The sequence below is a fragment of the Paracidovorax wautersii genome (genome assembly GCF_900113035.1).
Taxonomy (GTDB): domain Bacteria; phylum Pseudomonadota; class Gammaproteobacteria; order Burkholderiales; family Burkholderiaceae_C; genus Paracidovorax; species Paracidovorax wautersii.
Window position 1 is genome coordinate 44,004 of sequence record NZ_FONX01000017.1, and the last position, 14,508, is coordinate 58,511.

12 protein-coding genes are annotated in these 14,508 nt (G+C 67.6%); 10 read left to right on the plus strand and 2 right to left on the minus strand.

What is annotated here, in order from left to right; translation table 11 throughout:
* The first annotated feature begins 183 nt into the window (after positions 1 to 183).
* The 8 genes from BM070_RS20130 to BM070_RS20165 all read left to right on the plus strand — a co-directional run bounded on the left by BM070_RS20130 (position 184) and on the right by BM070_RS20165 (position 10,231).
* Positions 184 to 2,121: an AMP-dependent synthetase/ligase gene (locus tag BM070_RS20130; RefSeq protein WP_092941242.1), complete on the plus strand. Its 1,938-nt coding sequence runs from the start codon at positions 184 to 186 to the stop codon at positions 2,119 to 2,121.
* 34 nt (positions 2,122 to 2,155) lie between these two features.
* Positions 2,156 to 2,944 (plus strand): ABC transporter ATP-binding protein, encoded by a 789-nt coding sequence (locus BM070_RS20135; RefSeq protein ID WP_092941244.1) that lies wholly within the window; start codon positions 2,156 to 2,158, stop codon positions 2,942 to 2,944.
* 8 nt (positions 2,945 to 2,952) lie between these two features.
* Positions 2,953 to 3,882, plus strand: a complete 930-nt coding sequence (locus BM070_RS20140) for a branched-chain amino acid ABC transporter permease (protein ID WP_092941246.1) — start codon at positions 2,953 to 2,955, stop codon at positions 3,880 to 3,882.
* A 31-nt stretch (positions 3,883 to 3,913) separates the two neighbouring features.
* A complete protein-coding gene (locus BM070_RS20145) occupies positions 3,914 to 4,990 on the plus strand; it encodes a branched-chain amino acid ABC transporter permease (RefSeq protein ID WP_092941248.1) in 1,077 nt (358 codons plus the stop codon).
* Between the two features lie 181 nt (positions 4,991 to 5,171).
* Entirely contained in the window at positions 5,172 to 6,497 is a 1,326-nt protein-coding gene (locus BM070_RS20150; protein ID WP_092941250.1) for an ABC transporter substrate-binding protein, read from the plus strand.
* Positions 6,498 to 6,708: 211 nt separating this feature from the next.
* Positions 6,709 to 7,518: an ABC transporter ATP-binding protein gene (locus BM070_RS20155; protein WP_092941252.1), complete on the plus strand. Its 810-nt coding sequence runs from the start codon at positions 6,709 to 6,711 to the stop codon at positions 7,516 to 7,518.
* A gap of 248 nt (positions 7,519 to 7,766) precedes the next feature.
* Positions 7,767 to 9,014 (plus strand): phenylacetate--CoA ligase family protein, encoded by a 1,248-nt coding sequence (locus tag BM070_RS20160; RefSeq protein ID WP_092941254.1) that lies wholly within the window; start codon positions 7,767 to 7,769, stop codon positions 9,012 to 9,014.
* 227 nt (positions 9,015 to 9,241) lie between these two features.
* Positions 9,242 to 10,231 carry a tripartite tricarboxylate transporter substrate-binding protein gene (locus BM070_RS20165; RefSeq protein ID WP_092941256.1) on the plus strand — a complete coding sequence of 330 codons (990 nt, stop codon included), beginning with the start codon at positions 9,242 to 9,244 and terminating at the stop codon, positions 10,229 to 10,231.
* 99 nt (positions 10,232 to 10,330) lie between these two features.
* Here BM070_RS20165 and BM070_RS20170 read toward each other — a convergent pair whose 3' ends face one another.
* Together BM070_RS20170 and BM070_RS20175 are read right to left on the minus strand one after the other, a co-directional pair.
* Positions 10,331 to 10,651 carry a DUF1840 domain-containing protein gene (locus BM070_RS20170; protein ID WP_092941258.1) on the minus strand — a complete coding sequence of 107 codons (321 nt, stop codon included), beginning with the start codon at positions 10,649 to 10,651 and terminating at the stop codon, positions 10,331 to 10,333.
* Between the two features lie 21 nt (positions 10,652 to 10,672).
* A complete protein-coding gene (locus BM070_RS20175) occupies positions 10,673 to 11,965 on the minus strand; it encodes a class I SAM-dependent methyltransferase (protein ID WP_092941260.1) in 1,293 nt (430 codons plus the stop codon).
* 162 nt (positions 11,966 to 12,127) lie between these two features.
* Here BM070_RS20175 and BM070_RS24890 point away from each other — a divergent pair, with 162 nt between their 5' ends.
* Both BM070_RS24890 and BM070_RS20180 read left to right on the plus strand, forming a co-directional pair.
* Positions 12,128 to 12,298: a hypothetical protein gene (locus BM070_RS24890; RefSeq protein ID WP_175518563.1), complete on the plus strand. Its 171-nt coding sequence runs from the start codon at positions 12,128 to 12,130 to the stop codon at positions 12,296 to 12,298.
* Positions 12,299 to 12,768: 470 nt separating this feature from the next.
* Complete coding sequence (locus BM070_RS20180; protein WP_245785314.1) at positions 12,769 to 14,493, plus strand: methyl-accepting chemotaxis protein; 1,725 nt, start codon at positions 12,769 to 12,771, stop codon at positions 14,491 to 14,493.
* Positions 14,494 to 14,508: the final 15 nt, after the last annotated feature.

Here is a 14,508-nt window from a genome sequence, read left to right on the forward strand (position 1 = left end):
GTGCAGGGTTAGACCCGTCAGGTGTTTCCCGCAAATTGTCGTTGCGAAGACAGGTTGGCGTCAAAGTGGTTCCTACCATGGGTTCACGCAGGGCAGGAAGTCTGCGGACTGCCCCTCCCCCGCACTGCGGCGGCCCCGGCCTTGCGGCCCGGCACGCCCCCCACCCCACCCATAGGAGCCGGAATGACGACCACGTTCCCCCACCTGCTGCTGCGCCATGCCGCCGAGCGCCCCGACGCGCCGGCGCTGCGCGAGAAGGAATACGGCATCTGGCAGACCCGGACCTGGCGCGAGGCCGCGAGCACGGTGCGCCACATGGCCTGCGGCCTGCGCGCGCTGGGTTTCGAGCGGGGGCAGAACCTGGCGTTCGTGAGCGACAACCGGCCGCACGTCTATCTGGGCTTCGTCGCCGTGCAGAGCGTGGGCGGCGTGCCGATCCCGCTCTACCAGGACGCGGTGGCCGCCGAGATGGTGTTCGTCATGCAGGACGCGGACGTGGCCTTCGCCTTCGCCGAGAACCAGGAGCAGGTGGACAAGCTGCTCGAAGTGCGCGAATCGGTGCCGGGCATCGCCCACATCATCTACGACGACCCGCGCGGCCTGCGCCACTACGACCAGCCGGGCCTCGTCAGCACGGCCGAGCTGCTGGCCCTGGGCGCCGCCTGGGACCGCGAGCACCCCGGCGCCTGGGAAGCCCTGGCCGCGCAGGTGGAGCCCGATGACGTGTCGGTGATCCTCTACACCTCGGGCACCACCGGCCAGCCCAAGGGCGTGTGCCAGACGCATGCGAGCTTCATCGCCTCGGCGCGCGGCGGCGTGGAGGTGGACGGCCTCTCGCCCGCCGACAACGTGATCTCGTACCTGCCGCCGGCCTGGGTGGGCGACCACCTTTTCTCCACCGCGCAGTGGCTGGTGGCGGGCTTCACCATCAACTGCCCCGAATCGGCGGCCACGGTGCAGATCGACCTGCGCGAGATCGGCCCCACCTACTACTTCGCGCCGCCGCGCGTGTTCGAGGGCATGCTGACCTCGGTCTCCATCCGCATGGAAGACGCCTCGGCCCCCAAGCGCTGGCTGTTCGAGCGCTGCATGGCGCTGGCGCGCCGCGTGGGCGCCGACCTGCTCGACGGCAAGCCCGTGGGCGGCTGGGACCGCTTCTGCTACGCGCTCGCCGACGCGGCCATCTACGGCCCGCTGCGCAACGTGATGGGCCTGTCGCGCATCCGCGTGGCCTACACGGCGGGTGCGGCCATCGGGCCGGACCTGTTCCGCTTCTTCCGCTCCATCGGCGTGAACCTCAAGCAGCTCTACGGCCAGACCGAGACCTGCGCCTACGTCTGCATCCAGCGTAACGGGCAGGTGCAGCTGAACACCGTGGGCTCGGCGGCGCCGGGCATCGAGCTGAAGATCGCCGACAACGGCGAGGTGCTGGTCAAGGGCGTGTCGGTGCTCAAGGAGTACTACAAGCGCCCCGACGCCACGGCCGAGGTGATCGACGCGGCCGGCTGGTTCCGCACCGGCGATGCGGGCGTGATCGATGCCGCCGGCCAGCTGCGCATCATCGACCGCGCCAAGGACGTGGGCCGGCTGGCGGGCGGCGCCATGTTCGCGCCCAACTACATCGAGAACAAGCTCAAGTTCTTCCCGTACATCAAGGAGGCCGTGTGCTTCGGCCACGGGCGCGATCAGGTCTGCGCCTTCGTCAACATCGACTTCGAGGCCGTGGGCAACTGGGCCGAGCGCCAGGGCCTGCCCTACGGCGGCTACGTCGATCTGGCGGCCAAGCCGCAGGTGATCGCGCTCATCGGCGACTGCATCGCCCAGGTGAATGCCGACCTCGCCGCCGAGCCCGGCATGGCCGACACGCAGGTGGCGCGCTTCCTCGTGCTGCACAAGGAGCTGGACCCGGACGACGACGAGCTGACCCGCACCCGCAAGGTGCGCCGCAAGTTCGTGGCCGAGAAATACGGCGTGCTGGTCGATGCGCTCTACGCCGGCCGCACCGAGCAGTTCATCGAGACGCAGGTGAAGTTCGAGGACGGCCGCAAGGGCAGCGTCAGCGCCACGCTGCAGCTGGCCGACGCCCGCACCTCCCCCGCTGCCGCGCAGCGCGCCGCCTGACGCGCCCCCATCAAGCACCGCAACGACGGCCCCCATGACCACACCCAAGAAGATCGGCGACGTCATCCTCGACGTGCGCAACATCAGCCTGCGGTTCGGCGGCGTGAAGGCGCTGACCGACATCTCGTTCGACGTGCGCGAGCACGAGATCCGCGCCATCATCGGCCCCAACGGCGCGGGCAAGAGCTCCATGCTCAACTGCATCAACGGCGTCTATGCGCCGCAGGAAGGCTCCATCACCTTCCGCGGCCAGACCTTCTCGCACATGAACAGCCGCCAGGTGGCCGAGATGGGCGTGGCGCGCACCTTCCAGAACCTGGCGCTCTTCAAGGGCATGAGCGTGATCGACAACATCATGTCGGGCCGCAACCTGAAGATCAAAAGCAACCTGCTGCTGCAGGCGCTGCGCTGGGGGCCGGCCGAGCACGAGGAGATCCGCCACCGCGAATTCGTCGAACACATCATCGACTTCCTGGAGATCCAGGCCTGGCGCAAGACCCCCGTGGGCCAGCTGCCCTACGGCCTGCAAAAGCGCGTGGACCTGGGCCGCGCCCTCGCCATGGAGCCGCAGGTGCTGCTGCTGGACGAGCCGATGGCGGGCATGAACGTCGAGGAAAAGCAGGACATGTGCCGCTTCGTGCTCGACGTGAACGACGAGTTCGGCACCACCATCGTGCTCATCGAGCACGACATGGGCGTGGTGATGGACATCTCCGACCGCGTGGTCGTGCTGGATTACGGCAAGAAGATCGGCGACGGCACGCCGGACGAAGTGCGCAGAAACGAAGACGTGATCAGCGCCTATCTCGGCACATCGCACTGAGGACCACCATGGCATTCTTTCTGGAAACCCTCATCGGCGGCCTCATGGCCGGCATGCTGTATTCGCTGGTGGCGCTGGGCTTCGTGCTGATCTACAAAGCCTCGGGCGTCTTCAACTTCGCGCAGGGGGCGATGGTGCTGTTCGCCGCGCTCGCGATGGCGCGGCTCTCGGAATGGATTCCGAAGTGGACCGGCATCGAGAGCGCCCTTTTCGCCGGCGTCGTGGCCTTCATCCTGGCGGGCGCGCTCATGTTCATCGTGGCCTGGTGCATCGAACGTCTGGTGCTGCGCCATCTGGTGAACCAGGAAGGCGCTACCCTGCTCATGGCGACGCTGGGCATCACCTACTTCCTGGAAGGCCTGGGCCAGACGATTTTCGGCAGCGACATCTACAAGATCGACATCGGCATGCCCAAGGAGCCGATCTTCGCGTTCGATTCGATCTTCGAAGGCGGCGTACTTATCAACAAGGAAGACGTGATCGCCGCCGCCATCGCCGCCGGCCTGGTGATCCTGCTGAGCGTCTTCTTCCAGAAGACCTCCACCGGCCGCGCGCTGCGCGCCGTGGCGGACGACCACCAGGCGGCGCAGTCCATCGGCATTCCGCTCAACCGCATCTGGGTGATCGTGTGGTGCGTGGCGGGCGTGGTGGCGCTGGTGGCCGGAATGATCTGGGGCAGCAAGCTGGGCGTGCAGTTCTCGCTCACCACGGTGGCGCTGCGCGCACTGCCAGTGGTGATCCTGGGCGGCCTCACCTCGGTGCCGGGCGCCATCCTGGGCGGGCTGATCATCGGCGTGGGCGAGAAGCTATCCGAGGTGTACCTGGGACCGTTCGTGGGCGGGGGCATCGAGATCTGGTTCGCGTATGTGCTGGCGCTGGTCTTCCTCCTCTTCAGGCCCCAGGGCTTGTTCGGAGAGAAGATCATTGACCGCGTGTAACCCATAACGACCAGAACACAGGAGACACGCCATGATCTACCGCGAAAACGGCCAGTTCAAGACGAGCTACCGCGCCGACCAGCAGATCTTTCCCATCGCGCAGGACCGCATCGCCATCGCGGTGCTGCTGGCGGTGGCCTTCGTCGCCGTGCCGATGCTGGCAAGCGATTATTTCTTCCGCGCCATCCTGATCCCGCTGGTCATCATGTCGATGGCGGCGCTGGGGGTGAACATCCTCGTGGGCTACTGCGGGCAGATCTCGCTGGGCTCCGGTGCATTCATGGCCGTGGGCGCCTACGGGGCCTACAACTTCTTCGTGCGGCTGCCGGGCCTGCCGCTCATTCCCGCCATCGTGCTGGGCGGGCTGTGCGCCACGTTCTTCGGCATCCTCTTCGGGCTGCCGAGCCTGCGCGTGAAGGGGCTGTACCTTGCAGTGGCGACGCTGGCAGCGCAGTTCTTCAGCGACTGGATGTTCCTGCGCATCAAGTGGTTCACCAACCATTCCGACTCGGGCTCGGTGTCGGTCAACGGACTGCAGGTGCTCGGCATGCCCATCGAGAGCGCGCAGTCCAAGTACCTCTTCTGCCTGGCCCTGCTCGTGGTGGTGGCGCTGCTGGCCAAGAACCTGGTGCGCGGCGCGGTGGGCCGCGAGTGGATGGCCATCCGCGACATGGACGTGGCCGCCGCAGTGATCGGCATCCGCCCCATGTACGCCAAGCTCAGCGCCTTCGCTGTCAGCTCGTTCATCGTCGGCATGGCCGGCGCGCTGTGGGCCTTCGTGCACCTGGGTGCGTGGGAGCCTGCAGCGTTCTCGGTCGAGGTGTCCTTCCGGCTGCTGTTCATGGTGATCATCGGCGGACTGGGCTCGATCATGGGCGGCTTCTTCGGTGCGGCGTTCATCGTGGTGCTGCCCATCGTGCTCAACCAGTTCCTGCCGGCACTGCTCAGCCTGTTCGGCATCGGCATCTCCACGGCCGGCGTGTCGCATGCCGAGCTGATGATCTTCGGCGCGCTCATCGTGTGGTTCCTCATCGTCGAGCCGCACGGCCTGGCCAAGCTGTGGTCCACGGCCAAGCAGAAGCTGCGCCTCTGGCCCTTCCCGCACTGACATGACACACCACCCTGAGTCGCTTCGCGCCCCCCTTCTCTCGCTACGCGGGAAGGGGGACGACGCCCTCGCTGCGGGGCGGCGCTTGTTCGGCGTCCCGCCGATGTACCGCGCCCGCTGGACTGAAAGGCTTGCCCATTCCCCCCGTGCTTCAGACCATTCAATTTCCAAGGAGAGACAAATGAAGCTTTCGAAACTCGTGATCGCTGCCCTCGTGGCGGCAGGCAGTGTGTCCGTGGCGACCAGCGCCTTCGCGCAGGCCAAGGAGCAGTTCTTTCCACTGCTGTCGTACCGCACAGGGCCGTATGCGCCCAACGGCGTGCCGTGGGCCAACGGCAAGCAGGACTACATCAAGATGATCAACGCCCGGGACGGCGGCGTGAACGGCGTCAAGCTCACGTTCGAGGAATGCGAGACCGGCTACGCCACCGACCGCGGCGTGGAGTGCTATGAGCGCCTGAAGAGCCGCCCCGGCGTGGCGCTGTTCGACCCGCAGGCCACCGGCATCACCTTCGCCCTGACCGAAAAAGCCCCGGTGGACAAGATCCCGCTGATGACGCTGGGCTACGGCCTGTCGGTCGCGCAGGACGGGATGGCCTTCAAGTGGAACTTCCCCTTCATGGGCAGCTACTGGACGGGCGCGGACATCCTGATCCAGCACATCGGCAAGCAGGCCGGCGGACTGGACAAACTCAAGGGCAAGAAGATCGCGCTGGTCTATCACGACAGCCCGTTCGGCAAGGAGCCCATTCCCGTGCTGCAGGAACGCGCCAAGATGCACGGCTTCGAGCTGCAGATGCTGCCCGTGACCGCCCCTGGCGTCGAGCAGAAAGCCACCTGGCTGCAGGTGCGCCAGAGCCGCCCCGACTACGTGCTTCTGTGGGGCTGGGGCGTGATGAACTCCACAGCGCTGAAAGAAGCGCAGGCCACGGGTTTCCCCCGCGACAAGCTCTATGGCGTGTGGTGGGCCGGTGCCGAGCCCGATGTGCGCGACGTGGGCGAAGGCGCCAAGGGCTACCACGCGCTGGCGCTGAACGGCTACGGCACGCAGTCCAAGGTGATCCAGGACATCCTGAAGAACGTGCACGACAAGGGCCAGGGCACAGGGCCGAAGGACGAAGTGGGCTCGGTGCTGTACACGCGCGGCGTGATCATCCAGATGCTGGCCGTGGAGTCCGTGCGCCGCGCGCAGGAGCGCTTCGGCAAGGGCAAGGTCATGACGGGCGAGCAGGTGCGCTGGGGCATGGAGAACCTGGCGCTCGACCAGAAGCGGCTTGACGCGCTGGGCTTCACCGACATCATGCGGCCTCTGTCCACGAGTTGCTCCGACCACATGGGATCGACCTGGGCCCGCGTGCACACCTGGGACGGCAAGAAGTGGAACTTCTCCTCCGACTGGTACCAGGCGGACGAGCAGATCCTGAAACCCATGATCAAGGCCGGCTCCGACAAGTACCTGGCCGACAAGAAGATGACGCGGCGCGACGCGGCCGACTGCCAGTCTTGAGATCAACCCCCTGAGGCGCTGCGCGCCTTCTCCCTTCTCTTCTCTCTTGGCGCTGCGCGCCGAGGGAAGAGGGACGACGCCAGCAGCCCGGCAAAGCCGCTTCTGCGGCGTCTGCTGGCGTGGTCCGCGCCGGTTTTCCAGGCTGTTTTACAGCCGCCAGCCGAAAGCGCTGCACGGCAGCCCTTCCGATTGGCACAGCGAAGGCAACACCATGGAACCCAAGAACATCGTCCTGAACGTCAACGGCATCGAGGTCATCTACAACCACGTGATCCTGGTGCTCAAGGGCGTGTCGCTGCAGGTGCCCGAAGGCGGCATCGTCGCCCTGCTGGGCGGCAACGGCGCGGGCAAGACCACCACGCTGCGCGCCATCTCCAGTCTGCTGCAGGGCCAGCGCGGCGCGGTCACCAAGGGCAGCATCGAGCTGCGCGGCGAGCGCATCGAGAACCTCTCGCCCGTCGATCTGGTGCGGCGTGGCGTGGTGCAGGTGATGGAGGGGCGCCACTGCTTCGCCCACCTGACCATCGAAGAGAACCTGATGACGGGCTCGTACACCCGCACCGACCGCGCCGAGATCGCGGCCAATCTGGAGAAGGTGTACACCTACTTTCCGCGCCTGAAGACCCGCCGCACGTCGCAGGCGGCCTACACCTCGGGCGGCGAGCAGCAGATGTGCGCCATCGGCCGCGCACTGATGGCCAATCCGAGCATGGTGCTGCTGGACGAACCCTCCATGGGCCTGGCGCCGCAGATCGTCGATGAGGTGTTCCACATCGTCAAAGACCTGAACGCCCGGGAGAAAGTGACCTTCCTGCTGGCCGAGCAGAACACCGGCATGGCGCTGAAGTACGCCGACTACGGCTACATCATGGAAAGCGGCCGCGTGGTGATGGACGGCGCGGCCGTCGATCTGGCCAGCAACGAGGACGTCAAGGAGTTCTACCTGGGCATGGGCGGCGGCGAGCGCAAGAGCTTCCGCGACGTCAAGAGCTACAAGCGGCGCAAGCGGTGGCTGGCCTAGAGGAGGTGTTCATCCCCCTGAGGCGCTGCGCGCCTTCCCCCTTCTCTCGGCTCGCTGCGCGATCCGGGAAGGGGGACGCCGCCAGTGGACTGGCAAAGCCAGATCCACGGCGGCCCTGGCCTGGGGCCGTGCGGCGGTGAATGCAGTGCCATGTGGCTTTAGCCATCCTTTCAATTTCCATAGCAACTCGCGCTTGACGGACAAGCGCCAGCGGCCGATTCATTAAAGACCCACGCAGGAGTTCCGGCATGAGCACCTTCCACGACGTCCTGGAGACCCGCCCCCCGCAGGAGCGCGAGGCCGCGCTGCTGGCCGCGCTGCCCGGGCAGATCGCGCAGGCGCAGCGGCGCTCGGCCGCGTTCGCCGAGATCCTGGCGGGCGTGGAGGCGGGCGACGTCGCCAGCCGCCAGGCGCTGGCCCGGCTGCCCGTCACGCGCAAGCACGAGCTGCTGGAGCGCCAGCAGGCGCAGCGCGCGCGCGACGTGTTCGGCGGCTTCAGCGCGCTGGCCTTCGGCGCGGGCATGCCGCGCGTCTTCGCCAGCCCCGGCACGATCTACGAGCCCGAAGGCACGCGGCGCGACTACTGGCGCATGGCGCGGGCGCTGCACGCGGCGGGCTTTCGCGCAGGCGAGCTGGTCCACAACAGCTTCAGCTACCACTTCGTTCCGGCCGGCTCGATGATGGAAAGCGGCGCGCAGGCGCTGGGCTGCACCGTGTTCGCAGGCGGCACCGGCCAGACCGAGCAGCAGGTGCAGGCCATGGCCGACCTGCGCCCGGCCGGCTACGCGGGCACGCCGAGCTTTCTCAAGATCATTCTGGAAAAGGCCGCCGAGCTGGGTGTGGCCCTGCCCAGCCTGGCCAAGGCGCTGGTGTCGGGCGAGGCCTTCCCGCCCTCGCTGCGCGACTGGTTCGCCGAGCGCGGCGTGGCCGGCTACCAGTGCTACGCCACGGCCGACCTGGGCCTGGTGGCCTACGAGACCAGCGCCCGCGAAGGCCTGGTGCTCGACGAAGGCGTGATCGTGGAGATCGTGCGCCCGGGCACCGGCGACCCGGTGCCCGAAGGCGAGGTCGGCGAGGTGGTGGTCACCACGCTCAACCCCGACTACCCGCTGATCCGCTTCGGCACCGGCGACCTCTCTGCCGTGCTGCCCGGGCCCTGCCCCACCGGCCGCACCAACACGCGCATCCGCGGCTGGCTGGGCCGCGCCGACCAGACCACCAAGGTGCGCGGCATGTTCGTGCACCCCGGCCAGATCGCCGCCGTGGCCAAGCGCTTTCCGCAGGTGCTGCGCGCGCGGCTGGTGGTGAGCGGCGAGATGGCCAACGACCAGATGCTGCTGCGGGTCGAATCGGCCGAAACCTCCGGCGGCCTGGCCGAGCAGCTCGCCGCCGCCGTGCGCGAGGTGACCAAGCTGCGCTGCGAGGTGCAGGTCACGCCGCCCGGCTCCCTGCCCAACGATGGCCGCGTGATCGAGGACGCGCGCAGCTACCGCTAGCTAGCTAGCGAGCGGCGGCCCGGGCCCCGTTCGCGGTACGTTCCCGCGCACATCGCCTGCTTATACGTAGAACCCACATGCTCCGCTTTCAATAGCATCAGGCCCAGCAAATACAAGCGCTCCAGGGCGAAAACATTTAAATACTAATGCCCCTGCGGCTAGTGATTACCTTAATGCCAAGGGCTGGGGCGGGTGACATCATGGCGCCTCTTTTCTGTAGGAGCATCATGAACAAGCCGATCCAATTCGCCCTGTCCGCCATCGCTGCCACCGTGGCTTTCGGCGCCTCCGCCCAGGACTTTCCGGCCAAGGACCGTACGGTCACCATCGTGGTGCCCTTCGCTGCCGGCGGCCCCACCGACCGCGTGGCGCGCGACCTGGCCGAAGCCCTGCGCAAGCCGCTGGGCGGCGTCAGCGTGGTGATCGACAACGCCGCCGGCGCCGGCAGCACCATCGGCACGGCCAAGGCCGCGCGTGCCACGCCCGACGGCTACACGCTGCTGCTCAACCACATCGGCATGGCCACCATGCCCGCGCTCTACCGCAAGCTGCCGTTCAGCGTGCCCAACGACTTCGAGTACCTGGGCATCGTGAACGACGTGCCCATGACGCTGATCGGCCGCCCCACGCTGCCGGCCAACAACTACAAGGAACTGGCGACCTGGATCGAGCAGAACAAGGGCAAGATCAACCTGGGCAACGCGGGCCTGGGCGCCGCCTCGCACCTGTGCGGCCTGCTGTTCCAGAGCGCCACCAAGGTCGAGATGACCACCATCGCCTACAAGGGCACGGCGCCGGCCATCACCGACCTGATCGGCGGCCAGATCGACCTGCTGTGCGACCAGACCACCAACACCACCTCGCAGATCGAGGCCAAGAAGGTCAAGGCCTATGCCGTGAGCACGGCGCAGCGCCTGAAGACGCCCTCGCTCAAGGACCTGCCCACGCTGGCCGAATCGGGCCTGCCGAACTTCGAGGTGACCATCTGGCACGGCCTCTACGCGCCCAAGGGCACGCCCGCGCCGGTGCTGGCCAAGCTGAACGAGGCCGTCAAGGCCGCCGTGAAGGACCCGGACTTCATCAAGAAGCAGGAAGGCCTGGGCGCCGTGGTGGTGGCCGACAAGCGCGTCGAGCCCGCCGAACACAAGAAGTTCGTGCAGGCCGAGATCGCCAAGTGGGGCCCGATCATCAAGGCCGCCGGCACCTACGCCGACTGACCACCGGACCGAAAGCCATCGGCCGCCTGCGCACCCCGGTGCCAGGCGGCTTTTTTGCGCCTGCGAGGCTGCAGCGGCGAACCGCTGCTCGCCGCCGGATCACCAGATGACGTCGGCCTTCTCGGCAGCGCTGCGGCGCAGCATGTCGATCAGCGGCGCGGCGCGCTGGTGCAGGTGCACGGCGGCAGCGGCCTTGTCGCCGCCGGCGCCCTCCTCGCCCTCGTCCTCCGCGGAGTCCTTGGAACGGGACTGGTCCTCCGAGACCGCGGCCTCCAGCGCCTGCAGGGCCGCCGGGATCTGCGCCAGGGTGACGATGCCGTGCGCGTCGGGCGATTTGCCGATGATCTGCAGCAGCTGCCGGGCATTGGCCTCCAGCATGATCACGTCGGCGGTGGCGCGGGATTTGAATTTGTAGAGCATGGTGATGAGGGCCGCTCGTCGTCACGGCGCTGGAGGTTGTGTCGAACGCCCTGAATATAGGGACTCGCGGTGGAAGGGGTAGTCGGACTGCGCGCCGACCATCGTTCCCGTCTGCAGGTTGCCGTCGGGCCGCGTAGCCACCATCTGGTGCAGCGCCATCCAGCCGCGCTCGAAACCCATGGCGCTGCCGGCCAGGTAAAGCCGGTAGGCGCGCAGCGCGCGGCCCGCCGCCACCGGCCCCTGTTGCCGGGACAGCACGGCCAGCGCCTCGTCCAGCCGGCTCTCCAGCGCGTCGGACCAGGCCCAGAGCGTGCGCGCATAGTGCGGCCGCAGGTTCTCGGTGTCCACCATCTCCAGGCCCGCCTCGGCCATGTCGTGCAGCACGGCGCTCACGTGCAGCAGCTCGCCGCCGGGGAAGATGTATTTCTCGATGAAGTCGCCCAGGCCGGCGCCCAGCTGGGCGTTGTCCACGCCGCCGGCGGTGATGCCATGGTTCATCAGCAGACCGCCCGGGCGCAGCAGGCTGCGCACATGGCGGAAGTATTCGGGCATGTGCGCGCGGCCCACATGCTCGAACATGCCGACCGAGGCGATCTTGTCGTAGCCGCCGCCTTCGGCCTCCAGCTCACGATAGTCGCACAGGCGCACGCGCACGCGGCCCTGCAGCCCGCGCTCTTCGATCAGGCGCTGCACATGGGCATGCTGGTTGCGCGACAGCGTGATGCCGGTGGCGTCCACGCCATAGCGCTCGGCCGCCCACAGCAGCAGCCCGCCCCAGCCGGCGCCGATGTCGAGCAGGCGCTCGCCCGGCGCGAGCCGCAGCTTGCGGCAGATGAGGTCGAGCTTGGCCTCCTGCGCCTGCGCGAGCGTCATGTCGGCCCGGGAGTAGTAGGCGCAGGAATAGACCCGGCGCGGGTCCAGCCACAGCGCGTAGAAGTCGTCGGAGAGGTCGTAGTGGAACTGCACCTGCCGCGCATCGCGCGCGATGGTGTGCACCGCGCGGGACCGCGCCCGGGCCATCATCTGCTGCCACCAGCTCGCATTGGCGCGCGCCGGGTCGCCGCGCAGAAGCCCGGCCGCGGCGGCCATCAGGTCGCGCATGGAACCCTGCAGCAGCACCCGCCCTTCGACGATGGCGGCGCCCACGTCGCCGATCTCGCCCAGCGCCAGCGCCGTGAGCGAGCGCCGGTCATGGAAGCGCAATGCGACAGGAGCGTCGGCGGGGCCGACCTGCTGGCCGCCGGGCAACTCCAGCGCCAGACCCACTGGCAGCCCTTCCAGCCGGGCTTGCAAGGCATGAGAAAAAGCGTTCATGCCGTTTATGTATGCCTCTTTAGAGTCTGGCGTCAAACCGTGGAGCCCTACAAACCACTGCGCCCAGGGTCTCGGCGAAAGCCGTGTTGGGCAAGCGCCGCAGGCTATGGCCTAATAGCGGGTTCTCATTTCTTGAAATTTTCTTCTGCAGGAGCTGCCACCATGGGCAACAAGATCGTTACCGAAGCCGACCGCAAGCGTACCCCCCGTCCCGTCACTCCTCCCGGCGTGACCCTGGCAACGCCCGGCCGTGGCCAGCGCGTGAGCCTGGAGCGTGGCGTCGCCACGCGCAGCAAGAAGAACCCCGGCAAGCGCTCCAAGAAGGGCGGCTGACCAGCCCCGGCGGGCGCCGCCTGCCTGGCGGCCCTGCCCAAGCCGAACCCCCGCACGCCGGCACGTGCGCCGAAAGCCCTCCCTCGGAGGGCTTTTTGCTTTTCCGCAACAGCAATTGCCTGCATCCCCTGCATCCCCTGCGTGCCCGGGCGGCGATCCGGCGGACTGGGGCATGGCAGCGCCGCAGCGATGCCCTTGCACAGGGGCGGTTCCGCCGCCTTTGCCGAACGGCCATCCGTCGCCAGATGGCTTTCAGGCGGCCCCCAAACACAATTCGCTAAAAATAATATATTTGCGAGCGTTTCACTTCGGTTACACGCTTTGAATTCGCATGCCGAATGGAAAAACCGAGCGAAATACTAGTTTTGTCCATCAGCCCAGCTTTTCAGCCCTGATTTCCCCAACCCCGCCGTCCTTGAAGGTTCACCATGCAACGCCTGTCCATTTCTTCGCAAATTCGATTGCTGGGAATGATTTTCATCATTGCGCTGCTGGGACTCATGGGTGGCGCCGTTCAGCGCTTCCAGTCCACGCAAACGCTGTTCAACGAAGCGCTCGACCTCACGAAAGAACGGCTGGCGCGCGCCTTGAATATCGAGGGAATCGCCAAGGCCAATATCGTGCGCATCCGCGTCGTGGCCTATACCAGCGACCCGGCGCTGGAAGGGCTCCTGTCGTCCGACATGCGTGAAGCCGTGGACGCCTACCGCAAGGAACTCGAAACCTTCAATGCCCAGCCCCAGAGCGCGGCGGAGAAGGCGGCATTGAAGCTGCTCATCGAACAGGGCGGCGCCGCCATCAACGCCGCCGAAGAAATGCGCAAGCTCAAGGCCGCAGGCCGGCTGGAAGATGCCCGCCTCCTGATGTCGCAGCGATTCGACCCGGCGGCCAAGCTCGCCATGGACGGCGCCGCCCAGCTGCAACAGCTGCAGCGCGATGCCGCCACGCGGCTGCAGGAATCGCTGGCAGAGAGCAACCGCAAGGCCACGCTGTGGTTCATCGGCCTGGGGCTGGCCGGCATGGTCTTCGTCTTCGCCCTGCTGGAAATGCTGCGCCGCCAGATCACGACCGCTCTGGACGACGTGGTGCAGTTCGCCACCCGCGTGGCCAAGGGCGACCTCACCGGCTCCATGGCCTCATCCCGCCAGGACGAGCTGGGCACGCTGGTGCGCGCCATGGGTTCCATGAAGGAATCGCTGGCAGCGCTGGTCTCGCAGGTGCGCCAGGCGGGCGGCCGTATCCAGACGCAGGCCGACGACATCACGCGCGGCAGCGCGGAGCTGTCCAGCCGCACCGACCAGACGGCCTCCAACCTGGAGGAGACGGCCGCCAGCATGGAAGAGCTCACCGCCACCATCGGCAGTTCCACGGAAGCCGCGCAGCAGGCCAACCAGCTGGCCGGCGCGGCCGCGCAGGCGGCAGCGCGCGGCGAGCAGGTGGTGGGCCATGTGGTGTCGAGCATGCAGCGCATCACGGACAACAGCCGGCAGATCAGCGACATCATCGGCGTGATCGACGGCATCGCCTTCCAGACCAACATCCTGGCTCTGAATGCCGCCGTGGAAGCGGCCCGCGCGGGCGAGCAGGGCCGCGGCTTCGCCGTGGTGGCCAGCGAGGTGCGGGCCCTGGCCGGCCGCAGCGCGGATGCGGCCAAGCAGATCAAGGCGCTCATCACCACCTCGGTGGACACGGTGCAGGCCGGCTCCGACCAGGTGGCCGAGGCCGGCAAGTCCATGGAGGAGATCATCGGCAGCGTGCGGCGGGTGTCCGACCTCATCGGCGAGATCACCGCCGCATCGGTGGAGCAGCGCGACGGCATCGGCCAGGTGAACCAGGCCGTGGGGCATCTGGAGCAGATGACGCAGCAGAACTCCGCGCTGGTGCAGGAATCGGCCAGCGCAGCGACCGTGCTGTCCGAACAGGCCAAGGCACTGAACGTGGCGGTATCGGTGTTCCAGATCGAAGCCGGCGCCCAGGCGCCGTATGCGCCGCCGCCCGCCACCAGCGCCGCCCCCGTGCAGCCCAAGGCCTCCATCGCCCGGCCTGCCGCCAAGGCCCCGGCCAAGCCGGCCGTCGCCGCGCCGCAGCCCGGCAAGATCGCCCAGGCCCAGCTCGGCACGAACGCCACCGGCGCAAGCCGCAGCGCCCGCTCCGGCGCATCCGCCAGCGACAACGGCGATTGGGAAAGCTTCTGAGCGCCTGCCGGCGAT